We start from the raw sequence: 21837 nt of genomic DNA, 5'->3' as shown, positions 1-21837 counted from the left end.
AGCCTCCATGCCTGTGCCGTCAGTCGGCTGGACGGCCGCTCCCGCTATGGTCGAAAGGCTGCGGGAGAGGAAAGTCCGGGCTCCATCGACATACGGTGCCGGATAACGTCCGGCGGGGGTGACCCCAGGGAAAGTGCCACAGAGAACGAACCGCCTCGCCTCCCTCCGCAAGGAGTTGGTGCGGTAAGGGTGAAAAGGTGCGGTAAGAGCGCACCGCGTATCCGGCAACGGAAACGGCATGGCAAACCACACCGGGAGCAAAACCGAATAGGGACGGCAAAGCAGTCAGTTCGCTCACCTTGAGCGATAACACTGCGGGGCGATGTCTTGCTCGCTGTCCGGGTAGGTTGCTTGAGGCCATAGGCAACTATGGTCCCAGAGGAATGGCCGTCACGTATCGCCGGTGCAAATCGGCGATGCCCTACAGAACCCGGCTTACAGGCCGGCTGATAACTTTCTGAACAACGAAGGGCCCGGCGCAAAACGCCGGGCCCTTCGCCAGTTTTGGCGCCGATGACCGCACCGAAATCTGCTTCAGTCCCGTCCTGCCTGAATGATCGCCTCTGCGAGGCGTGCAGGATTGCTGAAGAACATTTCATGGCTACCCGGACATTCGACCAGCCGAAACAGACCAAGACGTTCGGATAGTCGGGGATGCCATGGCAGGCTGTGTGGCAGCGCAATGTCCTGCTGACAATTTACGTAGGATTTCCCGACCGCAAGTTCGGCGAGAGGCTTGCTCAGCGAAATCTTGTCGGTGAATGTCTTGTAGGGATGCGGATTGAGTTGCTCATAGGCTGACTTCGCCAGTCCGAAATCGGCATCGTTGATGAAAGCGTCGCGCCAGATTTCAAACGGCAGCATCACCGCGTTGTTGTTGGCGGCAGCGATGGAATCGAACAGGCCAAGGTAATGCGGCGGGACCATGTCATTGAGCGACTGTCCGTCCAGCGGAACGAAGGCGTTGACATAGACCAGCCGCTTGATGCGTTCTGCCATACGGTCCGCGACGCCTGAAATCACCATGCCGCCATAGCTGTGTCCGACAAGGCGTATGTCCCGCAGATTTTCTTTCTCGATGTAATCAGCGATCGAAGCGATAGCCTGCGCAAGCCCAACAGTGCTGCGGTCGTCATCCGCGTTGTTGCCCGCGACCGTCGGGCAATGAACCACATGCCCGCTCGCCCGCAGATGACCGGCGACCGCGTCCATCTCCTTCCCCGTGTGCCAGGCGCCGTGAACCAGGACGTATAGATCTGCCATGCAATCCTCCCGATGTTTCCCGGACATTCATAATCACTGACATGCCGGGCAGATGGCCGGATTGCGCCAGCCCAATCGACGATTTGCGTCACAGCCTATCGTCGGCGCCTGAACTCGCCGGGTGTCACACCCAGATATTTGCGGCACTGGCGGATAAAATGTGATGGATCTGTCAGACCGACCTTCTGCCCGATGCCACCGATACTCACACGGTCGAAGCGCGGCTCGGCCAGCATCTTGCGGGCCATTGACATGCGGCAGTCGGCAAGCAGCCCGCTAAAGGTCACGGACGCGCTGGCGAGACCGCGATGCAGCGTGCGCTCCGAGATTTGCAGTTGCGCGGCAATCGACGCTGCAGTGAGGCCGGGCTCGGCATAGCGTTCGCGCAGAGCGCGACGAATCCGATCAATTAGCGCGGCCGTGCCGGACGTCTCCGCCGGCGACTGCGTCACATCGCCTTCCAGTGTCAGAGCCAGCAGGGCTCCCAATTGATCGACGAGGAGAGACGCCGGCAGCGGACTGCGAACGGCCAGTTCCGGTGACCATTGCCGGACGAAGCCGCTCAGTGCCAGTCCCCAGCCAGACTGTCCATCAATCACCCGGCCAAGATGCTGCTCGGGCGCCGTAAGCCAGCGCTCGACCCATCCCATCGGCAGCTCCAGCGAAATCGTGTCCGACGTCACCGGAAAATGAAATTCATAGGGGCGCCGCGAATCCACCAGGAGAAGATCATGGGGGCGCAACATCGCCGTTCTCTCGCATTGCGTGGCCGACCAGTTCCGGTCGGTCTTGCAAAGCAGATAGTAAAAATTGGACTGGCCGCGCGCGATGGCGCGTCTGGTGCGATAGACATGCTGGGGATCGCCTCGAACTTGATTGACCCCAATCACATCGAGCTGCCCGCGCTGTAGTTCGGACGCAAAGCTCGCGGGCGCGAGGCTGGCGATATCCATCTCCAGAAAGCCTTCGCAAACAGCGGAAATCCAGTAATCCAGCCGTCGTTCCGGCTCGACGAGAGCAGTCGACCATGTCTGAATGTCCGGCGAGCAATCCATCGTCGACCCCCAATACGGTCTATACTGGTCGCAGGATCGACAGAGTGTTGCGCAAAGCAGGAACTGTCAACGACATCCGATTTTACGACGACGGGCGCCACCGTGCGAGCGTCGCCACGATCGGTTCGCCCCACGGGGGGGACGAACGCATTGACGACATGCGCCGAAATGCGAACGAGGGCCAACGGCGGCCCCCGTTCCCTCCTGATATCATTCCGCGGCGGCGGTGCGATCGAGATCCAGCACCTGCCGTTCGAATAGGCCGCGATAGATGCCACCCGGTCGCGCTGTGAGCGTGGCATGGGTGCCCTCTTCCGCGATGTGCCCGTGATCGAACACCAGAATGCGATCGAGGCTGCGCACCGTCGACAGGCGATGCGCGATCACGATCGACGTGCGGCCTTTCATCAGCCGCTCCATCGCCTCCTGGATCAGCGCCTCCGACTCTGAATCGAGGCTCGATGTCGCCTCGTCCAGAATCAGCACCGGTGCGTCCGCCAGGAATGCACGCGCCAGTGCAACACGCTGCCGCTCGCCGCCCGACAGTTTCACACCGCGCTCACCGACCAGCGTGCCGTAACCTTTCGGCAGCCGGGTGATGAAGTCATGCGCATTCGCCAGCCGCGCCGCCTGTTCAATCGCCGCCATGCTGGCGCCGGGCCGGCCATAGGCGATGTTGTCGGCCAGCGAGCGGTGAAACAGGATCGGATCCTGCTGCACGATCGCAATCCGGCTGCGCAGCGATTCCTGCGTGACATCGGCGATGTTCTGACCGTCGATCATGATCTGGCCACCCGACACATCATAGAGCCGCTGGATCAGCTTCACGAAGGTCGTCTTGCCGGAGCCCGAACGCCCGACCAGACCGACGCGTTCGCCGGCGCGAATGTCGACCGACAGCCCGTCATAGAGCGGCGTGGCATGACCGCCATAGTGGAACGTCACGTCGTCGAACAGGATGCGCCCGCCGGTGATCGCAATCGGCTGCGCATCCGGCGCGTCGGCGATGCCGAGCGCAACATCATGAATCGCAACAAGCTCCTCCATGTCGTTCACCGAACGCTGCAGATTGTTGATGTGCATGCCGACATCGCGCAGATAGCCGTGGATCACGACATAGCTCGTCAGCACATAGGTGACATCGCCGGCCGTGGCCTGTCCATTGAGCCACAGCCACAACGCGCCGCCGATCACCGCCGTGCGCACGCAGAGCAGCACCGCGAGCTGCACCGTGCTCGTCGTGTTGTAGCGATACCATGTGCGCGCCACGCGCACGCGCCAGCGGCCAACGACCTGCCCCAGCCGACCGTCCTCACGGCTTTCCGCGCCGAAGGATTTCACCACGGCGTTACAGGTCAGGGCATCCGCCAGCGTACCGCCGACCTTGGTGTCCCATGCATTCGACACGCGCGCAGCCGGCGCGATGTAACGCGTGGAGAACCACACGGTCATGGCGATATAGGCCACCGTGCCGACAGCGATCACACCGCCCAGCGCCGGCCAGTGCCAGCCGAGCAGCAGCATCGAGCCAAGCAACACCACCAGCGACGGCAGCAGCGCCATCAACAGCGTGTCATTGAGCAGATCGACCGCCCACATGCCGCGCGTGACCTTGCGCACCGTGGAGCCCGCGAAGCTGTTGGCGTGCCAGTCGGTCGAGAAGCGCTGCACGCGCGCGAAGGCCTCGCGCGACAGATCCGACATGATGCGCAGCGTAAACGGAACGATGGCGTGGATGCCGAGCAGCCGCAGCAACATCGACATCGCGCCAAGCGCCACGATGGCGCCAAAGGCTGTGAATGCCGCCTGCCGGGCCGCCGGATCGGCGCCGCCTTTGGTGACGGCATCGACAAGTTGCCCGGAGAAGAGCGGCATGAACAGATCGGCCACCGTTGCGCCGAGCAGACCGACAGCAACCGTCGCCGCCCGTCCGGGCTGGCGGAACCAATGCCGGATCACGAAAGGGATCACCACGCGGATGGCGGCGGCGCGGTCCTTCGATTTCAGAGTCATGACTTCATCCGGCAGCGCCCCTGCGCAGACCGGCTCCATGGTTTGACGCGCAACGGCCAGACCGAGCGCGAGCGTCCTAAGAGTACAGAAACGGGAAAGATCAGGATGATCGGGACATCAGGCCCGACCGGCAGAGGCGGAACCGGGGCTCAACGAGCCCGCATAAACCCGCATGCGTGCACCGAACCGAGAATTCCGGAGAGCAGATCAATCGACTTCATGCAGACTCTCCCTCGGGTTCGAGCAATGGAAGGTAGTTTTATAGATGTGCCGCCGACTTTTGGCAACATGATGGCCAGGACCAATCGCTGATTGGCGATAGAACCGCTCCAGCCGCTCTAGCTTTTTGTTTTGACGCGTTTTCTTGACGCGAACCGGCATCCACTTCGCTCGAAAACGCTCTAGTGCCCGCCGCCTGCAGCCGCGGGATTGCTGGGCTTGTTCAGCAGCATCACCATGAGGCTGAGACCGACATAGAACACCGACAGCGCGAAGAACGCGTCGCCAAAGCTCATCACGACGGCCTGACGATGCACGATCTGCGACAGCTGCTTCATGGCCATGCGCGACGCGTCGCCCATGCCCTGGAACTTCTGGGTGAACATGTTGAGCATCTCGACCGCCTGGGCATTGCCCCAAGTGACCTTGTCGTGCAGCCGGGTGATGTGGAAGTCGGTGCGATGATCGAGCACGGTATTGATCAGCGCGAGGCCGAGCGCGCCACCGAGATTGCGCGTCAGGTTGAACAGGCCGGAGGCGTTCTTCAGCATCTGCGGCGCCAGTGTGCCGAGCGCAATGTTATTGATCGGCACCATGGCCATCATCATGCCGATGCCGCGCAGGATTTGCGGCAGCAGCAATTCGTAGAAATCGAAATCGCGCGTCACCCATGTCATCTGCCAGGTGCCGGCAGCGAACAGCACCAATCCCGTCATGATGAGATAGCGCATGTCGATCTTCTGCATCAGACGCGCCACCAGCGGCGCCGTCAGGAACATCGCAACGCCCGAGACGAACATGGTCTCGCCGATCATCAGCGCGCTGTAGCCGCGGATCTCCGCGAGATAACGCGGATAGAGATAGGTCAGGCCGTAGAGCCCGATGCCGACGCAAAACGAGAACAGACAGCCCAGCGCGAAATTGCGATCGGTGAAGGCGCGGATGTCGACGATCGGCTCCTTCGCCGTCAGCACGCGCCAGAAAAATGCGATGGCCGACAGCAGGCAGATGACGGCGAAGATCGCAATCGAGGTATCCTGGAACCAGTCGTTACGCGGCCCCTCTTCCAGCACATATTCCAGCGAACCGAGGAAACCCGCCATGAAGCCGAGGCCCCACCAGTCGAAATGATCGAGCAGTTCGAAATGCGGCTCATCGAAATCCACCAGCGCGAGCACGCCGATGGTGATGCCGATGCCGGGCACCACATTGATGAAGAACAGCCAGTGCCATGACAGCGCATCGGTGATGTAGCCACCCACCGTCGGGCCGATGGTCGGCGCCAGCGTCGCGACGAGGCCGATGATCGGGCCGACGATGTGGAATTTGGAGCGCGGAAACACCGTATAGGCCGAGGCGAACACCGTCGGGATCATGCCGGCGCCAAGGAAGCCCTGGATCGCGCGCCACAGGATCATCTGCTCGATCGACGAGGTGAAACCGCACATCAGGCTGGCGAAAGTGAATCCGGCGGCCGAGATCGCAAACAACAGCCGCGTGCCGAGTGCGCGCGACAAAAAGCCGGACAGCGGAATCGCGATCACTTCCGCGATCAGATAGGCCGTCTGCACCCAGGAGACTTCGCTGGACGACGCGGACAATCCAGCCTGGATTTCAGACAGCGAGGCCGAGACGATCTGAATGTCCAGGATCGACATGAACATGCCGAACACCATGATCAGAAACGCGATCAGGCGTTTCGGCGCGACATAGTCCGCAGCCGGAGCGGTCGGCGGTGCGCCTGACACGGTAGTTGTCGTGGACATCTGCTTGTCCTGACTTAGCGCGCGGGTTCTGCACCCGGCTTGGTGTTGACGCGGACATAGACCGACATGCCGGCGCGCAGCAGGTTTTCCTTGGCGACGTCAGCCGGCACCCTGAGGCGCACAGGCACGCGCTGCACGATCTTGGTGAAGTTGCCGGTGGCGTTATCCGGCGGCAGCAGCGTGAATACCGAGCCGGCTGCCGGCGCGAGGCTTTCCACCGTGCCTTCGATGGCGCGGCTGCTATCGGCATCGAGCTCGATCGAGACCGGCTGGCCCGGCTTCAGGCGGCGCAGCTGCGTCTCCTTGAAGTTGGCATCGATATAGACGTCGTTGAGCGGCACGACATTGCCAAGACGCTGACCCATCGAAACGAAATCACCGGTCGAGATGAGGCGGTTCGAAAAGATGCCATCCACCGGCGACTTCACGGTGGTGAAATCGAGATCACGCACGGCCTTGTCCAGCGCGCTCTGCAATTCAGCGAGCTGCGCGCGGGCTTCGTTCTGCTGCGCCTTCGTCACTTCGACGCTGCTCTTGGCTGCATCGACGGAGGCCTTCGCGGCCTTGACGGCAGCCGAGGTCTGATCACGGTTCGACTGCGAGGTCTCGTAGACCGAGCGCGAGGCAAAACCCTGCTTGCTCAGCGTTTCCTGACGGTCGAATTCAAGCGAGGCGCGATTGGCAGCCGCATCGGCCGACGCAAGCTGGGCCTGCGCCTGCTCGACAGCGCTTTCCTGCGCGCCGACCTGACGGCCGATGCGCTCAATGGTGGCCTTCTGGGTGTCGATCTTGCGCTTCGCGGCATCGACGGCGATGCGATAGTCGCCGTCGTCGATCCTGAAGATCACCTCGCCGGCCTTCACCGCGACGTTGTCGCCCGGCAGGATCTGCGCAATGTGGCCCGATACGCGCGCACCCAGCGTGGTGTTGCTGGCGCGGACATAGGCGTCGTCGGTCGAGACGATGAAGCGGCCGACCAGATAATAGTTCACGCCATAATAGACGCCTGCGACGGCGAGCAGCGCGCCGACACCGAGCAGCACTTTTTTCTTCTTGGCGGATTTTGGAGCAGCGGTCTGCGCGGTCGCGGCCGGTGCTGCTGTGGCGGGTTGTTCAGATGCGGGTGCATCCGCAGGACCGCGGGCTGCGGGTTCATCCGCTGCGAGCGACACGACGCGTACCGGCGCGCTGTCAGCCTCACCTTCGGGGCGAATGATACGGGCAGCCTGGTCGCGTGGTCCGGCCATTCCGGCCTCCTCAAACGTGAGAATGCGGACACCATCGGACATGCCGGGTCCCGCTTGCTGCGGCAATATGTAAATTGACCGAACGGTTCGGTCAAGATAGAGTTTGGCCAGTTCATCACGATTTCGCGTTATTCCGGTTTCATCGCGGGCGATATCCCGCTGATTCATCGAACAGGCTGAACGAATGGTTGCCTCCCACCCTGCCCCCCTCTCGCCCGTAGGCGAGGAAGACAGCGCCAAGCGCCGCCAAATTCTCGACGGCGCGCGAAAAGTCTTCCTGGATCTGGGCTTCGACGGCGCCAGCATGGGCGAGATCGCGCGTGCCGCCGGCGTCTCCAAGGGCACGCTTTATGTCTATTTCACCGACAAGAGCGCGCTGTTCGAGTCGATCGTCGAGCAGGAGAAGCTCGAACAGGGCAAGGCCGTCTTCAACCTTGACCCGGAACGCGATGCGGTGACCACGCTCGGCGAGTTCGGCCGCGCCTATATTCAGTTGCTGTGCCGGCCCGGCGGCGGCTCGGCGATCCGCACCGTGATGGCGATTGCGGAACGCATGCCCGATGTCGGCAAACGCTTTTATGAAGCGGTGTTGGCACACGCGATCCGGCAGGTCGCGACCTATCTCGATGCCCGCGTCGCTGCGAAGGAACTGGAAATCAAGGATACCGAACTGGCCGCCGCGCAATTCATGATGTCCTGCCAGGCGACGCTGTTTCAGCCCTTCATCTTCCAGGCCAAGCCGACACCGACGCGCGCGGAGATCGACAAGGTCGTCGACAGTGCGGTGCGGATGTTCCTCGCGGCCTACCGCATCTGACGAGCCGGCCTATTCGTTCTCGTAGAAGTCCTCGTCGTCAGGCGATTTGCGCGTCGACTTCTTGGCCGTGCGCCCGATCGAGCCGGTCACGCCGCCGTAGTCATTGTTGTTGCGATCGGCATAGGGATTGCGACTTTGCGCGCGTGCGGCAATCTCCTCGCCCGACACGGCCGCCGGCTGGCAGATCACCGGGCGCTTGGGCCGGCGCATCAGATCCACGTGAATGTGATCGTAGTGATAGACGTTGGAGCCCGGCGCCAGCACGGTGTTGAAGACTTGGCACGCGCCGCCCTGGATGTCGCGCAGGAAGCCCTGCTCTTCCGGCATGCCCTTCCAGCCTGCCTTCACCGAGACACTGCGACCATCGGCGAGGACGAAGGCGGAGATATCGAGCGCATTGCCGAACGCATGCTCGGAAATATGCGCGCGCGAATTGCCGTTCATGCCGCGGCACGAATAAGCGGAGATCTGCTTGATCTCGGCGACGCGGACGCCGAACCAGCGCATCGCTGCCGGCTGCACGGACTCCGCGAGCCACTTGTCGAGTGCCGAGACGATCGGACAGGCCAGCGTCGCCGTCGGTTTCACGACGACGGGGCCGACCGAGCCCGTGACATTGCCCTGTCCCGGTCCAAGACGCTGTGGGGCATAGTCCTGCGGCGGCTGGCTCTGCTGCACACCTGAACTATAGCGGCCGTAAGGCGCGCGCGGCTGCTCTTGCTGCGGCGCGCGCATCGTCTGCGGCGAACCTTCCGGCGGCAATTCGATTTCGTCTTCATTGTCCGGCGGCACGCCCGGCGCGTTTAGCGAGATCGGTCCGTTATTGGGTGCGCCGCCGTAAGAGGAACCGCCATAAGATGGCTGCTGCGGCGCGGCAGCTTGCGGATAGGAATTCGGATAGCTGCTGGCGGGACGCGCCATGGTCTGTGGCTGCTGCTGCACCGGCCAACGTGGCTGGCTTGCACCGCTGATGCCGCCAGGCGGCCGCAAGGTTTCATCGGCAAAACCATAGCTGCTGCTGGCCTCGCCAAGAGCTGCGACCTTCAAGGGAAATTCTGCGCCGCAGACGCCGGGCCCGGAAATCGGGTTGATCCGAACGAGATCAGCGCCCTCTTTCACCGTGCCGGATTTGAGACATGCGACTTCTGCCTCGGCACGCCATGGTTCACGTTCCTGGGTCTGAAACAGACCGCGTCCGCAACCCGCAAGCGAAACAAGGACGACGGAGCCGACGAGATACAAACGAACTCTGCGCGTCATTCGCGCAAGGTGGTCGAAATGTTTTAAAGACTCTTCAACGCATTGAATTCACGTTTGATTTACCATGTTGCCGACGCTCGTACCGCTACGGCAGCAGTTGGTCGACTTCCTTCTCTTTTCTGCGGGAACGGACCGCCAGCTTTCGCGTTACTCCGCGCGACAACGTCAAAGGGAGGGTTCCCATGACTATGTTCGGCCAACTGAGCGTTGTGGCCGCCTATGCGGCAATCGCCTTCGTCGGCGCTATCGTATTTGGCGTGCTGTAGAGCCCTAATCCCATAAAGCTTTCTCACCTATGGCGTCCGCTCTCCCGAGCGGGCGCTTTTTGCTGTTGTGACCTGCCAATAGCCGATTGACAGTTTGACGCAGGCCGGGGCCTGATGCCCCCGTTGCGAGCGCTTGCGCGTGGACCGGGATGACCGCCCGCGCAGTAGACCAGCGCCAAATTCAGAAGTCAGGAAACGTCCATGCGCAAATTCTTTGCCGCAACCATTGCGGCTGTATCACTCGCCGCTGCACTTGCAGCCCCTGCTGCGGCGCAAACCCCGATCAAGATCATGGTTGGCGGTATCGACAAGCAGATCTATCTGCCGGCGAAACTCGCGGCGCAGCTCGGATTCTTCAAGGAACAGGGGCTCGACGTCGAGCTCTTCAACTCCACCTCCGGCTCGCAGGCAGCGACCGCCCTGCTCGCCCGCGAAGTGCAAGGCGTGGTCGGCTTCTACGATCACACCATCGACCTGCAATCCAAGGGCAAATTCATCACCTCAGTGGTGCAATTCGCGATCGCGCCTGGCGAAGTCGTGCTGGTGAAGGCCGCCGACGCCGACAAGCTGAAGGATCCCGCCAACTGGAAGGGTCAGGCGCTCGGCGTCACCGGCCTCGGCTCTGCCACCGACTTCCTGACCCGCGCGCTCGCCGCCAAAGCGGGGCTGAAGATGCAGGACTACACGCTGGTGCCAGTCGGCGCTGGCGATACGTTCCTGGCTTCCATGCAGCAGGGCAAGATCGTCTCCGGCATGACGACGGAGCCGACGGTGGCGCGTGCGGTGAAAAACGGCACGGCAAAAGTCGGCATCGATCTGCGGACCCCGGAAAGCACCCGCGCTGCACTTGGTGGCGATTATCCGGCTGCGTGTCTCTATATGGACCGCGCCTGGATGGAGGCGAACAAGGAGACCGCGCAGAAGGTCGTCAATGCCTTCGTGAAGACGTTGAAGTGGATGAATACCCACTCGCCCGAGGAAATCGCCGCCCAGATGCCGAAGGACTATTATGCCGGCGAACTCGATCTCTATGTGCAGGGCCTGCGCGAAGGCAAGCCGCAATATTCGGTCGACGGCATGATGCCTGCTGGTGCACCGGAGTCAGTGCTGAGTGTGCTGAACAGCTTCTCGCCCAACCTCAAGGGCAAGACCATCGACCTCGCCAAGACCTACACCACGGATTTCGTGGTCAAAGCCAACGCGACGAACTGAGGCCCTTCTCCCCTCCCCCTAGCGGGGAGGGGCCGGGGGTGGGGGTAGCCACAAGGGACGTCACTTGTGGACCCCCCTCCCCGACCCTCCCCCGCAAGGGGGGAGGGAGCAGAACGAACGCGCTTTACCCGCCGACTTCAACAACGACTCTGATGATAAAGCGAATGCAATCATGAATGCCCCCGCACCCTCTGCCGTCGCGCTGAAGAACGTCGCGCGCCGCTTCGTCACGCCTTCGGGTGACGTTCTCTCCGCGCTGGAGGATTTCGACCTCAGCATTGCGCCCGGTGAATTCATGGCCGTGGTGGGCCCGACCGGTTGCGGCAAGTCGACGACGCTCGGGCTGATCGCCGGCCTCGCCCGCCCGCAAGGCGGCGAAGTCACATTGTTCGATGCGCCGGTGACCGGTGTTGACCGGCGCGTTGGCTTTGTGTTCCAGCAGGATGCCGTGTTTCCGTGGCGCGACGTGCTCGGCAATGTCATGGCCGGGCCGCTGTTTCGCGGCGTCCCGAAAGACGAGGCAGAGGCTACCGCGCGTGACTGGATCATTCGTGTCGGCCTGAAGGGCTTCGAACATCACCATCCGCATCAGCTCTCCGGCGGTATGCGCAAGCGCGTGGCGCTGGCGCAGACCTTCATCAACAATCCGCAGGTCCTCTTGATGGACGAGCCGTTCTCCGCGCTCGACGTGCAGACCCGCGAACTGATGCAGGAGGAATTGCTGCAACTGTGGGCCCAGGCGAAATCCGCTGTGCTGTTCGTGACGCACGATCTCGACGAAGCCATCCTGCTCGCCGATCGCGTCGCCGTGCTGACCACACGACCGGCGCGCGTAAAGTCCGTCCACACCATCGATCTGCCGCGTCCACGCGATGTCGCGACGCTGCGCTACGACGAACGTTTCATCGCCATCGCGCGAAAGATCTCTGACGACCTGCGCGAGGAAGTATTGCGCGCACGGGCAGGACACTAGAATGACCGAGACAACAGTGACCGCCCCCCTCGCCACCGACGGCCGCATCGAAACCGCCGTCCAGCGCTTGCGCCGCCATCAGCGCCTGGTGCTGGCGCTGCGGCTTGCCGTCCTCGTATTCCTGATCGGCGGTTGGGAATTCGGCGTGCGCTTCGAGCTGATCGATCCGTTCTTCTTCGGCCAGCCCTCCGGCATCGTCCTGAAACTGATAGACTGGACCGAGAACGGCACCTCGATCGGCCCGCTCTGGAAACAGATCTGGGTCACGATCTACGAGGCCGGCGCCGGCTTCCTGATCGGCTCAGCCATGGGCATCCTGTGCGGCATCGCGCTGGGGCGTAACCAACTCCTGTCAGACGTATTCTCGATCTACATCAAGGTCGCGAATTCGATCCCGCGCGTCGTGCTCGGCTCGATCTTCATCGTGGCCCTCGGCCTTGGTGCGGCATCGAAGATCGCGCTGGCCGTCGTGATGGTGTTCTTCGTGGTGTTCGCCAACGCCTTCCAGGGCGTACGCGAGGCTGACAAGAACCTGATCGCCAATGCACGCATCCTCGGCGCCAGCAACTGGCAGATGACCCGCGCTGTGGTGCTGCCTTCGGCGCTGTCCTGGATTCTCGCAAGCCTGCATGTCTCGTTCGGCTTCGCGCTGGTCGGTGCCATCGTCGGAGAGTTTTTGGGCGCCCGCGAAGGCATGGGCCTGCTGATCGCGACCGCACAGGGCTCGTTCGATTCCAATGGCGTGTTCGCCGCGATGATCGTTATTGCGATCGTGGCGCTGTTGGCCGAATGGATCCTGACCATGATCGAAAACCGGCTGCTGACCTGGCGCCCGGATACCACCGTTAACGAGTGACCACCGAAGCCCGGCGCGCTTGATTCAAATCGGCGCGCCGGCGGTCATTCCCGGTGCAACAATGTTGTCCGCCTCCCCCCGCGACGACACATTTCCCCGCCGCGACGAAACCGTTTTGCAGAATTGACGCAAATCTCCTGAAACGACCGCTGGGTACATCTCCTGCCAACGAGGCGCCGAACGGGCGCTCATTCACAGGCGCTCAAACGGAGATTCCCATGATCACCCTCGCTTCTTTCGAACGAAAAATTCGCCGTGCTGCCGTCGCAATCGGCGCGCTCCTTGCCGGCGCATTCTCCTTTGCCCATCCGGCAGCCGCAACGCCGCTACCGCTGTTTCCGTTCTTCATGGCGCCGCCGGTCCAGAGCGAGCCTGCGCCCTATGTGCAGTCGCCGCAGATGGATGACGAGCGCTCTGCCATCGAACAGCCCGCGCGCTTCAGGCGGCAGATCGTCAACTATCCGACCCGCGAGGCCGCCGGCACGATCATCGTCGATACGCCGAACACCTATCTGTATTACGTGCTCGGCAACGGTCAGGCGCTCCGCTACGGCATCGGCGTTGGCCGCGATGGTTTCACATGGTCCGGTGTACAAACCGTGACTCGCAAGGCCGAATGGCCGGCATGGACCCCGCCCGCTGAAATGATCGCACGCCAGCCCTATCTGCCGCGCCACATGGCCGGCGGTCCCGGCAACCCGCTCGGCGCCCGCGCCATGTATCTCGGCGGCACCATCTATCGCATCCACGGCACCAATATGCCGGAGACCATCGGCACGCAGGTCTCGTCGGGCTGCATCCGCCTCACCAATCAGGACGTGTCTGATCTGTATTCCCGCGTCACAGTCGGCACCAAAGTCGTCGTGCTGCCGATGGATCGCCGTGCAGACAGCGCAAGCGGCAAGCGTGGCTAAAGCCGGGCACGGTTCATAACTGGCGCGCGTCACCACAGCATTGTAATGTCCCCGCGTTTTCGAGCGGGGACATCATGCGTCTGAAACCAATTCTCATCGGCGCGGTGCTGGTCGCCGTCTTTTTCGTGGTCGCACTCAAGGTGATGGACTATGTGGCTCCGCGCGGCACCGGATCGGCGCCGGTGCTGGTCGCATTGCCGCCACTGCCCCCCTCACCCGCACGCAGTTCAAGCATCATCGCGCCGGTCGCCATTGCACTCACCGCGATCCGCGATGCCGCCGATCGCGGCGCACCGCGCAGCTTCAACGGCACGGCTGACAATCCTGTACAGCAATTGCTGCAGGATGCCGATATCAAGTGGACCGCCGCACGCGGTCCGATCGCGGCGACTGGCGCGCAGGACACGCTGACCATGTCCACGCCACTGAGCGGCACGCTCAATGTCACCGGCGCGATCTCGACGAATGTGCGCGATGCGCTGGGCGGCGCGCTCGGCAACCTGCTCGGCGGCAATGTTGCCAAGCAGCTTGGCAACATCAACATCAAGAACGTCAATGCCAATGCGGAAATCCGCGGCAATGTGGTGGTCTCGGCGCAGCCCCGGCTGACGCCGAACTGGCGGATCGACCCGAACCTCGCCGCTCAGGTGACGCTCGGCGACACCAATGTCGCGGTCGCCGGTGCCCGCATCAATGTGCCCGCGCAGGTCAAGCCGATGATCGACAATGCGGTCAACGAGCAGATCATCGCCCTGCAGCAGCGCCTGCGCAACGATCCCGCTTTCGAACAGAATGCCCGGCGCGAATGGGCCAAACTCTGCCGGTCGATCCCGCTGCAAGGTGCGAGCGCATTGCAGAACCTGTTCATCGAACTGAAGCCGACGCGTGCCGTCGCCGCCCAGCCGCGCATCGATGCCAGCAATTTGACGCTGACACTCGGCGTCGAGGCCGAAACACGCGTGACCTCAACACAGACACAGCCAAATTGTCCGTTTCCTGCCACACTCGCCATCGTGCCGCCCGGCCCCGGCAAACTCAGCATCGGTGTGCCCGTGGACATGCCTTTCACTGAACTGAACAAGATCATCGAGGCGCAGCTCGTCGGCAAGACATTCCCGGAAGACAATTCCGGCGCGGTCGCAGTGACGGTGAAGAAGGCAACTGTCTCGGCATCCGGCGACCGCCTGCTCATCTCGTTGCTCGTGAATGCCAAGGAGAAGCAGAGCTGGTTCGGTCTTGGCGGCGAAGCAACCGTCCATGTCTGGGGCAAGCCTGCGCTCGATCAAGCGGCACAGACGCTGCGCTTTACCGATCTGGAACTTGCCGTTGAATCAGAAGCGGCCTTTGGCCTGCTCGGCGCGGCAGCACGTGCAGCCATGCCATTGCTACAGAAGACGCTGGCCGAACGAGCGACCATCGATCTGAAGCCCTTTGCCTCGAACGCGCAAAAGAAGATCGCCGCCGTCATCGCAGATTTCCAGAAGAACGAAAACGGCATCCGCGTCGGCGCCGAGATCAGCAGCCTCCGCCTGGGTGGCATCGCTTTCGATTCCAAGACACTCCGGGTGATCGCGGAGGCCGATGGCGCCATCAATGTAAATGTGACGGCGTTGCCGGGGCTGTAGATTTAGCGCGATGACGCGGTGAAGAGCGCACCCGCAAAACGGGCACGCTCTTATCGTCAGCCTACTGGTTCTTGGCTCGCGTTGTCACAACGTGACGCAAAAAGGCCTTACATCGCATACTTGAACTCAGGCATCGCCTTCAACTGATCCTTGCTGGCACCGCTTAGCACGGCATGATCGGGATACCAGGGATTCGCCTTGGCCGGCGCGACGGCTGCGGGAGCTGCACCCGTGGTGGCTGCACCCGTGGTCATGCCGCTAGGGGGCGAGGTCGACTTCATGCCCGACGAACCGCCAGTTGAAGACGCCATTGTTGCGACCGGCTCGTTCACGAATTTGATCTTGTCATAAGGCACGGCGATCAGGCGTTCGCCGACACCGAGGAAACCACCGACGCCGATCACCACCGCCTTGATGTTCCCCTGCTTGTCGGTCAGGAGATCGTTGATCGAGCCGAGGCTCTCATTGGCTTCGTTATATACGCTCAGACCGACCACCTTCGATGTACGCCAGTTGCCATTGAACGTCGTATCAGATGCGGTGACCGGCGCAGCTGCCGGGGCTGTGGTTGTCGTAGTTGCGCTCGGGCTCTGCGCAAAAGCTGCGGTTGCCAGCAACGCCGAACCAACGATACCAGCCGTCATGTATTTCTTGAACATATGTTCCTCCTGTCGTTGTGGGTCGTCCAAAACCAACGCGGAGGTACAATGACTGTTCCGGTTCCACCGAAATTGGTCGTTAGAATTCGCCCCAATAGGGTGCGACGCCGTAGTGGCGATGCAGCGCTTCTTCCTGCGACCTGTCGCCCCAGTCGAACTCGCGTTTCTCGGTGAATGACGGCGCGCTGCGCAATTCCTCTTCGCTGATATCAAGTTGATACGCGTCGAGCGTGCGATTGAAGGTCAGCCGCGCCCAAGGCAGCGGCAGCAGATTCGAGCCGAGACCGAGAAAGCCGCCGAAGCTCAGGATCGCGTAGGACACTTTGCCGCTGATCTTGTCGATCATCAGACGTTCGATATGACCGATGCGTTCGCCATTCGGACGTCGTACCGCCGTTCCCTCGATCCGGTCGCTCGCAATCAGGCTATGCGGCTTCGTCATGACGTCGGGAGTCATTGTCGCCTCCATAAATCAATTGAAGGGGTAACAATGCCCGGACGTGTTCCTTGTTCCGGCAATAGCGCGAAAGTGACCTGCACAAAAGAAACCACCACCTTATCCCTTGCGGGAAAGATGGTGGCGTCAGCCTGCTCGTAAGCGTCGCGGTCTTCGTATCAGGTCTGGTAGTCGATCAGCAGCGCGGTGAAGGACGCCTTGCTGCTGGATGCTGTAGCGCTGGTGCCGCTCGCGCTGTAAGAGCTTGAAGACGAGGCCTCCAGCGATTGCTTCAGCGAGTCCAGGAACTGCTTCATGATATCGGAGATACTGGTCGCACTGTCCGTATCATCGGTACTGTCGGTACTATCGGCGCTATCCGACGGCGGTGGGCCGCCGGGTCCACCGCCGGGAGGTGGACCACCGGCACCGCGAGCGCCGCCTGCTCCACCCGGACCGCCATCGGCGAAGGCCGACTGGAACACGCCCTGCAATTCGGTGGCCTGGTCCGAAGTCAGCTTGCCGCTGGACACCTGGGCACTGATGAGATCGTCGATCTTCGATTTCATCTCGTCCGGCGACGGCCGGCTGCCGCTGCTCTGGCTCGAACGGTCGGCCTGCAGCGACGAGTCGATATCGGTTAAAGCAGAGGACAGCGCATCCTGATCGCCGCTGCTGATCTTTCCGGAGGAAAGCTCGGCCTGCAGCTCCTGCTGCAGTTTCTGAAGGGGGGATTGGTAGGAACTGCTGGACGCAGCCGAGATAGAGGTCATGATCTGCTCCAAGGTGCTTGCTTAGTGCTCGCAACTTGCGGTTAACCTTCTTAACGAGGTCTTGTTATTGCCTTGCTGACATGTTGCGGTTTGTTGCGCCTCAGCCACCAGCAATAGTCCGAAACAAAAAACTTCTGCAGCCCGCGCCGATCCCGGCCAAAAGAGTTCGCATGGCAAACGTACCGAACATCCTGGTCGTAGAAGACGACCGCGAAACCCGTACGCTGATCGCGAAGTATCTGCGTACCAATTCCTGCAACGTCACCACCGCTGCCGACGGGCGCGAGATGGAAAAGGTGATGGCCGACACCCGTGTCGACCTGCTGATCCTCGACGTGATGCTACCCGGCGAAGACGGCCTCAGCCTGTGCCGCAAGGTCCGTGCCGAGTCGCAACTGCCGATCATCATGCTGACGGCGCGTGGCGAAGACGTGGACCGCATCCTCGGCCTCGAAATGGGCGCCGACGACTACCTGCCAAAGCCCTTCAATCCGCGCGAACTGCTCGCACGCATCAATGCGGTGCTGCGCCGACAGGCCACGGCGCTCAATGCCAGCGCCACGCCGAACGCCACGGCGCTGTCATTCGCCGGCTGGCAGATCGACCTGCGCCTGCGCGAATTGCGCAATCCCGAAGGCGCCCGCGTCGCCATGACCTCGGCCGAATTCGATCTGCTGCGCGCCTTTGTCGAGCGCTCCGGTCGAGTGCTGTCGCGCGACAGCCTGCTCGATCTCACGCAAGGCCGCAGCGCCGGCTCGTTCGAACGCAGCATCGACGTGCTGGTCAGCCGTATCCGCCGCAAGATCGAGATCGACCCGCAGGACGCGCAAATGATCAAGACGGTGCGTTCGGGCGGCTACATGTTCACGCCGACGGTGGAAGCGGTCGCGACGGCGACGACCAACTAGTTTCATCGAGATGTTCAGCGTCCTCAATCTGCGTCGGATCAGCGGCCAGATCACCGCCCTGGTGGTGATGTCGATCGTGGCGATCCACATCGTTCTCTCGCTGCTGTTCACGCTGATGAGACCGGACCCGAATGATCAGGAGCGGGATCGTGGCCACGGCGAGTTGATCGCGATCGTTCGCTTGCTGAAGACGACACCGATTGCCGATCGCCCGGAACTTCTGGTCAATCTGAAAAACGCCTTCCCCAAATTCGACATCCGGCCAGTCCCTCGGGATGCAACGGTCACAACCGACAATGGCCCCGACTATCCGCGTCACAGCTTACGCCGGCTGCTTGGTTCCGACGCGCGACTGCTGACGATCGGTGGCGCGCCGGACCGGATCGGGGTCACCCTCCCGGACGGCGACATGTTCTCCTTCAGTAGTCTGCCGGAGCGACGACCAGGCTTCTTTCTAGGCGGTCCCTGGGTTCTGACGTTTCTGTTCGTCGTGATCAGCCTGACGCTGCTGGGCCTGTGGGCGGCCCGCATGCTGTCCGCGCCGCTTTCGGCCTTTGCCAAGGCAGCGGAAGAGTTCAGCCTGAACGGCTCGGCTGAGCCTCTTCCGGAACGCGGTCCCGAAGAAATTCGCTCGGTGGCACGCGCGCTGAACCGGATGCGCGAGCGCATCGGCACCTTGATCGACGACCGCACCAAGATGCTGGCCGCGATCAGCCACGACCTGCGCACGCCGATCACCCGGCTGCGGCTGCGCTCGGAATTCATCGAGGACGACGGCCATCGCCGCCACATGCTGCGCGACCTCGACCAGATGCGATCGATGCTCGAAGCCGTGCTCTCGTTCCTGCGCAACGACCGCCGGCTGGAAGAGATGACGCTGACGGATATCGCCACAACCCTGCAGCTGATCGCCGACCAATTTGCCGACATCGGGCATATGGTCACCTATCAGGGTCCGTCCCATGCCATGGCGATGGCAAGACCTGACGATCTGCATCGCGCAGTGACCAACCTGGTCGAGAACGCCGTGAAGTTTGGCTCGGAAGCGAATATCTCTCTGACGATGTCCGAGGGCGGCGCCATCATCGACGTCGCCGATGACGGTCCTGGCATTTCGGACGCACAAAAGAGCGCGATGCTGCAGCCCTTCGTACGCGGCGACGACGCCCGCAACATGGATCATGAAGCTGCCGGCTTCGGCCTCGGCCTGTCGATCGCCCGCGCCGTAACGCTGGCCCATGGCGGCGAATTGACACTGCTGGATCGTCAGCCGCGTGGCCTGATCGTCCGCATCACGCTGCCGGCACGCGATACGGACAGAGCCGCAGCATAGCGCTCAGTTCGCCTTCACCGCTGGCGCAACGCTGTGGACCGCACCCGGCCTGCGCAGATGGATCGTAGCGATGTCGTCACTATAGACCTTCTCCCAACCATCGACGCGATCGAGCAGCTTGGTTGCTGCGCTCTGGGTTCGCAGCAACGTCGCCTCGATGTCGTAATCCTTCAGCAGCCGGAACAGGTTGTCGGGCTCGATCAGACCGCTGGCATTGTTGTGGTCGACCATCAGCTTCGTCCCGAACAATTCGGTACGGCCATCGATGAAGGTCGGCACCCCACGCGCGATCAGATAGCCGCCGAAGTCGTAATCGTTGAACACGCGACTGAGATTGAGCTTCTGGAGTTCAGTCACCGCCTTTGCGGGCGCAGCCGCCTCACGCGGCATGTAGCGCTGCACGGACGCCAACACGAATGTCCCGGCGATTAGACAGATCGCGATCCCCGCGAATAACAAGCTGCGCTGCGGCGATACATGATTGGCCTCTGGCATCTGAGGTCCACCGATTTGTCGACCAAGCGGCGTCGCCAAGACCGTCGGCGCCAGCAGCGCCAGCACTTCGGCGTTGCGCACGTGACTGAGCGCCATGAACACGAAGCCGATCACGAGCACAATGCGCATCGGCGGCAGCGTGACGCCGCGCCATAGCGCCAGCGCGAACGCTGCCAGCACGGTCAGTTCCAGAGGCCCGGCATGATTGAAATTCGCAGGCCGCCATTCGCCGATCAGCGCCAGCGCTTCACCGAGATTGAGAATGCGACGCGACGCCAGTAGCGAGTCCCAGCCATAAGGCGTCACGCAACTTGCTGCCAACGCGGCAATGCCGAACAGCGCCCAGCGCAGCAGCAGCGCGCGCTGCATCGTCTTCGGTGCATGCCAGATCGCATCGATGCCGATCGGACCGATCAGCGCCAATCCGAGAATGAAGCCGCCGTGCAGATTGGCCCATAGCACCATCAGTGGCAGCAGCCAGAAGGATGGCACGCTTTTGCGATCCATCGCATTCACGAGACCGGCGACCCATGCCACCATCACCGGCATCGCCAGCAGATGCGGCCGCGCAACAACATGCCCCGCCATCAGCGCGAGAGCCGTTGCAACCAGCACCAGTGTTGCCGTGGTCGGCAGACGCTTGTCGAGAAACCGCGTCAGCACCGCGATGGTGAGAGCGACCGCACCCGCGCCGAGTACGACAGGGCCGGTCCAACCGGCGACGCCATAGACCAGCGCGTAAAGGACCTGCGCCAGCCACTGCGTGGAGATCCACGGCTGGCCACGCATCGTAAAGGAATAGATGTCGGTCTGCGGAACTGCCTGATGATCGAGAATCCACTGCCCCACTGCGATCTGCCAATAGGTGTCGGGATCGTTGAGCAGTGCTTTGCCCGCCGCCAGCAGCAGCGCATAGACCGCGATTCCCGCCCAGAGCGGGAGCAGCCCGTGCATCGTCTTGCGGGCTTCGGCGGGATGGGTGGCGGACATCGTCATGCTCGGCATGCCCTTAGAAAGTCGCAAGAAAAGCGCAGGAATACCGCAAGAAAGCATGACAGGGCATAATTTGGGGTAAATACCGGGCGGAACTCGCGAATCTGGCCTACAGAAAGACGCAATTCGAGCCCTCATCTCGGATAATTGAATCGGATGGTTTAGGCCGTCTGAAAGACTGCCTCCGCTACTGGCGGGGGACCGAAGTTTTCGAGACCATTCATGAAACGTATTTCTCTGTCCCTGGCGACGATTCTGGCTGTTGCCGCTCTTCCGCAACTGGCATCCGCACAGCAGCGTGCCGACTACGACGCCATGGTTGCCACCCATGCCCAGGCCAATGGCGTGCCCGAGGCGCTGGTGCATCGTGTGATCGTGCGCGAAAGCAAGTATCACCCCAATCTGATCGGCCGCGGCGGCACCATCGGCCTGATGCAGATCAAGCTCGCGACCGCGCGCGGTGTTGGCTACACCGGCACCGCCGAAGGCCTCCGCGATCCCAACACCAATCTCACTTACGCGGTGAAGTATCTCGCCGGCGCCTACCGCGCTGCGAACGGCAATCACAACCGCGCAGTGTCGTATTATGCCGGCGGCTACTACTATGCTGCCAAGCGTCAGCGCCGTGAAGTTTCCGCGCCGCCGCATCAGCCACTCTTCGCCAAGGATGCCGAGCGCCTGCACCTGCAGAACACGGCCAATGCGAACGCGCAGGCTTCGAAGCCGTAATTGTGCGTGATCGGGTGGAATCCCA

At 62.1% G+C, this 21837-nt stretch carries 19 protein-coding genes and 1 other RNA gene; 10 read left to right on the top strand and 10 right to left on the bottom strand.

Going from position 1 to position 21837, the window contains the following annotated elements; translation table 11 throughout:
* Nucleotides 1-19: 19 nt before the first annotated feature.
* Nucleotides 20-454, top strand: an RNA gene (rnpB, locus tag AB7828_RS00405) — RNase P RNA component class A.
* Between the two features lie 80 nt (nucleotides 455-534).
* Here rnpB and AB7828_RS00400 read toward each other — a convergent pair.
* The 5 genes from AB7828_RS00400 to AB7828_RS00380 all read right to left on the bottom strand — a co-directional run bounded on the left by AB7828_RS00400 (nucleotide 535) and on the right by AB7828_RS00380 (nucleotide 7563).
* A complete protein-coding gene (locus AB7828_RS00400) occupies nucleotides 535-1263 on the bottom strand; it encodes an alpha/beta hydrolase (protein ID WP_441229067.1) in 729 nt (242 codons plus the stop codon).
* A gap of 95 nt (nucleotides 1264-1358) precedes the next feature.
* Complete coding sequence (locus tag AB7828_RS00395) at nucleotides 1359-2318, bottom strand: helix-turn-helix domain-containing protein (RefSeq protein WP_441229066.1); 960 nt, start codon at nucleotides 2316-2318, stop codon at nucleotides 1359-1361.
* Nucleotides 2319-2528: 210 nt separating this feature from the next.
* A complete protein-coding gene (locus tag AB7828_RS00390) occupies nucleotides 2529-4331 on the bottom strand; it encodes an ABC transporter ATP-binding protein (RefSeq protein ID WP_441229065.1) in 1803 nt (600 codons plus the stop codon).
* A 401-nt stretch (nucleotides 4332-4732) separates the two neighbouring features.
* Nucleotides 4733-6316: a DHA2 family efflux MFS transporter permease subunit gene (locus tag AB7828_RS00385; protein ID WP_441229064.1), complete on the bottom strand. Its 1584-nt coding sequence runs from the start codon at nucleotides 6314-6316 to the stop codon at nucleotides 4733-4735.
* Between the two features lie 14 nt (nucleotides 6317-6330).
* The gene (locus AB7828_RS00380) at nucleotides 6331-7563 is read right to left on the bottom strand and encodes an HlyD family secretion protein (RefSeq protein WP_441229063.1); all 1233 of its coding nucleotides are present in this window, start codon (nucleotides 7561-7563) and stop codon (nucleotides 6331-6333) included.
* A 184-nt stretch (nucleotides 7564-7747) separates the two neighbouring features.
* Here AB7828_RS00380 and AB7828_RS00375 point away from each other — a divergent pair, with 184 nt between their 5' ends.
* Nucleotides 7748-8380, top strand: coding sequence for a TetR/AcrR family transcriptional regulator (locus AB7828_RS00375; RefSeq protein WP_068732302.1), 633 nt, complete (start codon nucleotides 7748-7750; stop codon nucleotides 8378-8380).
* Nucleotides 8381-8389: 9 nt separating this feature from the next.
* Here AB7828_RS00375 and AB7828_RS00370 read toward each other — a convergent pair whose 3' ends face one another.
* Entirely contained in the window at nucleotides 8390-9640 is a 1251-nt protein-coding gene (locus AB7828_RS00370; protein ID WP_441229062.1) for an extensin family protein, read from the bottom strand.
* Nucleotides 9641-10107: 467 nt separating this feature from the next.
* Between AB7828_RS00370 and AB7828_RS00365 the strand changes: the two genes are divergently transcribed.
* The 5 genes from AB7828_RS00365 to AB7828_RS00345 all read left to right on the top strand — a co-directional run bounded on the left by AB7828_RS00365 (nucleotide 10108) and on the right by AB7828_RS00345 (nucleotide 15486).
* On the top strand, nucleotides 10108-11118 hold the full coding sequence (locus AB7828_RS00365; RefSeq protein WP_089267360.1) for an ABC transporter substrate-binding protein: 1011 nt from the start codon (nucleotides 10108-10110) through the stop codon (nucleotides 11116-11118).
* Between the two features lie 172 nt (nucleotides 11119-11290).
* The gene (locus tag AB7828_RS00360) at nucleotides 11291-12091 is read left to right on the top strand and encodes an ABC transporter ATP-binding protein (RefSeq protein WP_309946658.1); all 801 of its coding nucleotides are present in this window, start codon (nucleotides 11291-11293) and stop codon (nucleotides 12089-12091) included.
* Between the two features lies 1 nt (nucleotide 12092).
* Nucleotides 12093-12947 (top strand): ABC transporter permease, encoded by an 855-nt coding sequence (locus tag AB7828_RS00355; protein WP_441229061.1) that lies wholly within the window; start codon nucleotides 12093-12095, stop codon nucleotides 12945-12947.
* Between the two features lie 218 nt (nucleotides 12948-13165).
* Nucleotides 13166-13861 (top strand): L,D-transpeptidase, encoded by a 696-nt coding sequence (locus tag AB7828_RS00350; protein ID WP_089267363.1) that lies wholly within the window; start codon nucleotides 13166-13168, stop codon nucleotides 13859-13861.
* 74 nt (nucleotides 13862-13935) lie between these two features.
* Nucleotides 13936-15486 carry a DUF4403 family protein gene (locus AB7828_RS00345; RefSeq protein WP_441229060.1) on the top strand — a complete coding sequence of 517 codons (1551 nt, stop codon included), beginning with the start codon at nucleotides 13936-13938 and terminating at the stop codon, nucleotides 15484-15486.
* 107 nt (nucleotides 15487-15593) lie between these two features.
* Here AB7828_RS00345 and AB7828_RS00340 read toward each other — a convergent pair whose 3' ends face one another.
* The 3 genes from AB7828_RS00340 to AB7828_RS00330 all read right to left on the bottom strand — a co-directional run bounded on the left by AB7828_RS00340 (nucleotide 15594) and on the right by AB7828_RS00330 (nucleotide 17354).
* Complete coding sequence (locus tag AB7828_RS00340) at nucleotides 15594-16145, bottom strand: PRC-barrel domain-containing protein (RefSeq protein ID WP_441229059.1); 552 nt, start codon at nucleotides 16143-16145, stop codon at nucleotides 15594-15596.
* Between the two features lie 79 nt (nucleotides 16146-16224).
* Nucleotides 16225-16602, bottom strand: a complete 378-nt coding sequence (locus AB7828_RS00335) for a PRC-barrel domain-containing protein (RefSeq protein ID WP_120289287.1) — start codon at nucleotides 16600-16602, stop codon at nucleotides 16225-16227.
* 158 nt (nucleotides 16603-16760) lie between these two features.
* Entirely contained in the window at nucleotides 16761-17354 is a 594-nt protein-coding gene (locus tag AB7828_RS00330) for a hypothetical protein (RefSeq protein ID WP_089267575.1), read from the bottom strand.
* A gap of 170 nt (nucleotides 17355-17524) precedes the next feature.
* On the opposite strand from AB7828_RS00330, the gene AB7828_RS00325 reads away from it, so the two are divergent.
* A complete protein-coding gene (locus AB7828_RS00325; RefSeq protein WP_089267366.1) occupies nucleotides 17525-18262 on the top strand; it encodes a response regulator in 738 nt (245 codons plus the stop codon).
* Nucleotides 18263-18272: 10 nt separating this feature from the next.
* Complete coding sequence (locus AB7828_RS00320; RefSeq protein WP_184514646.1) at nucleotides 18273-19595, top strand: ATP-binding protein; 1323 nt, start codon at nucleotides 18273-18275, stop codon at nucleotides 19593-19595.
* Between the two features lie 3 nt (nucleotides 19596-19598).
* On the opposite strand, the gene AB7828_RS00315 is transcribed toward AB7828_RS00320, so the two are convergent.
* Nucleotides 19599-21086, bottom strand: coding sequence for a hypothetical protein (locus AB7828_RS00315; RefSeq protein WP_441229058.1), 1488 nt, complete (start codon nucleotides 21084-21086; stop codon nucleotides 19599-19601).
* Between the two features lie 219 nt (nucleotides 21087-21305).
* On the opposite strand from AB7828_RS00315, the gene AB7828_RS00310 reads away from it, so the two are divergent.
* Entirely contained in the window at nucleotides 21306-21812 is a 507-nt protein-coding gene (locus tag AB7828_RS00310) for a transglycosylase SLT domain-containing protein (protein ID WP_441229057.1), read from the top strand.
* Nucleotides 21813-21837: the final 25 nt, after the last annotated feature.

It is taken from the genome of Tardiphaga sp. 215_C5_N2_1 (assembly GCF_052076055.1).
Lineage (GTDB): Bacteria > Pseudomonadota > Alphaproteobacteria > Rhizobiales > Xanthobacteraceae > Tardiphaga > Tardiphaga robiniae.
The sequence above is the reverse complement of the archived record's forward strand: the minus strand, read 5'-3'. Positions and strand labels throughout refer to the sequence as shown.

Excerpts from the sequence above, each read along its gene's own strand:
- AB7828_RS00400 (WP_441229067.1), bottom strand. The coding sequence starts at position 1,263 with ATGGCAGATCTATACGTCCTGGTTCACGGCGCCTGGCACACGGGGAAG.
- AB7828_RS00395 (WP_441229066.1), bottom strand. The coding sequence starts at position 2,318 with ATGGATTGCTCGCCGGACATTCAGACATGGTCGACTGCTCTCGTCGAG.
- AB7828_RS00390 (WP_441229065.1), bottom strand. The coding sequence starts at position 4,331 with ATGACTCTGAAATCGAAGGACCGCGCCGCCGCCATCCGCGTGGTGATC.
- AB7828_RS00385 (WP_441229064.1), bottom strand. The coding sequence starts at position 6,316 with ATGTCCACGACAACTACCGTGTCAGGCGCACCGCCGACCGCTCCGGCT.
- AB7828_RS00380 (WP_441229063.1), bottom strand. The coding sequence starts at position 7,563 with ATGGCCGGACCACGCGACCAGGCTGCCCGTATCATTCGCCCCGAAGGT.
- AB7828_RS00375 (WP_068732302.1), top strand. The coding sequence starts at position 7,748 with ATGGTTGCCTCCCACCCTGCCCCCCTCTCGCCCGTAGGCGAGGAAGAC.
- AB7828_RS00370 (WP_441229062.1), bottom strand. The coding sequence starts at position 9,640 with ATGACGCGCAGAGTTCGTTTGTATCTCGTCGGCTCCGTCGTCCTTGTT.
- AB7828_RS00365 (WP_089267360.1), top strand. The coding sequence starts at position 10,108 with ATGCGCAAATTCTTTGCCGCAACCATTGCGGCTGTATCACTCGCCGCT.
- AB7828_RS00360 (WP_309946658.1), top strand. The coding sequence starts at position 11,291 with ATGAATGCCCCCGCACCCTCTGCCGTCGCGCTGAAGAACGTCGCGCGC.
- AB7828_RS00355 (WP_441229061.1), top strand. The coding sequence starts at position 12,093 with ATGACCGAGACAACAGTGACCGCCCCCCTCGCCACCGACGGCCGCATC.
- AB7828_RS00350 (WP_089267363.1), top strand. The coding sequence starts at position 13,166 with ATGATCACCCTCGCTTCTTTCGAACGAAAAATTCGCCGTGCTGCCGTC.
- AB7828_RS00345 (WP_441229060.1), top strand. The coding sequence starts at position 13,936 with ATGCGTCTGAAACCAATTCTCATCGGCGCGGTGCTGGTCGCCGTCTTT.
- AB7828_RS00340 (WP_441229059.1), bottom strand. The coding sequence starts at position 16,145 with ATGTTCAAGAAATACATGACGGCTGGTATCGTTGGTTCGGCGTTGCTG.
- AB7828_RS00335 (WP_120289287.1), bottom strand. The coding sequence starts at position 16,602 with ATGACTCCCGACGTCATGACGAAGCCGCATAGCCTGATTGCGAGCGAC.
- AB7828_RS00330 (WP_089267575.1), bottom strand. The coding sequence starts at position 17,354 with ATGACCTCTATCTCGGCTGCGTCCAGCAGTTCCTACCAATCCCCCCTT.
- AB7828_RS00325 (WP_089267366.1), top strand. The coding sequence starts at position 17,525 with ATGGCAAACGTACCGAACATCCTGGTCGTAGAAGACGACCGCGAAACC.
- AB7828_RS00320 (WP_184514646.1), top strand. The coding sequence starts at position 18,273 with ATGTTCAGCGTCCTCAATCTGCGTCGGATCAGCGGCCAGATCACCGCC.
- AB7828_RS00315 (WP_441229058.1), bottom strand. The coding sequence starts at position 21,086 with ATGACGATGTCCGCCACCCATCCCGCCGAAGCCCGCAAGACGATGCAC.
- AB7828_RS00310 (WP_441229057.1), top strand. The coding sequence starts at position 21,306 with ATGAAACGTATTTCTCTGTCCCTGGCGACGATTCTGGCTGTTGCCGCT.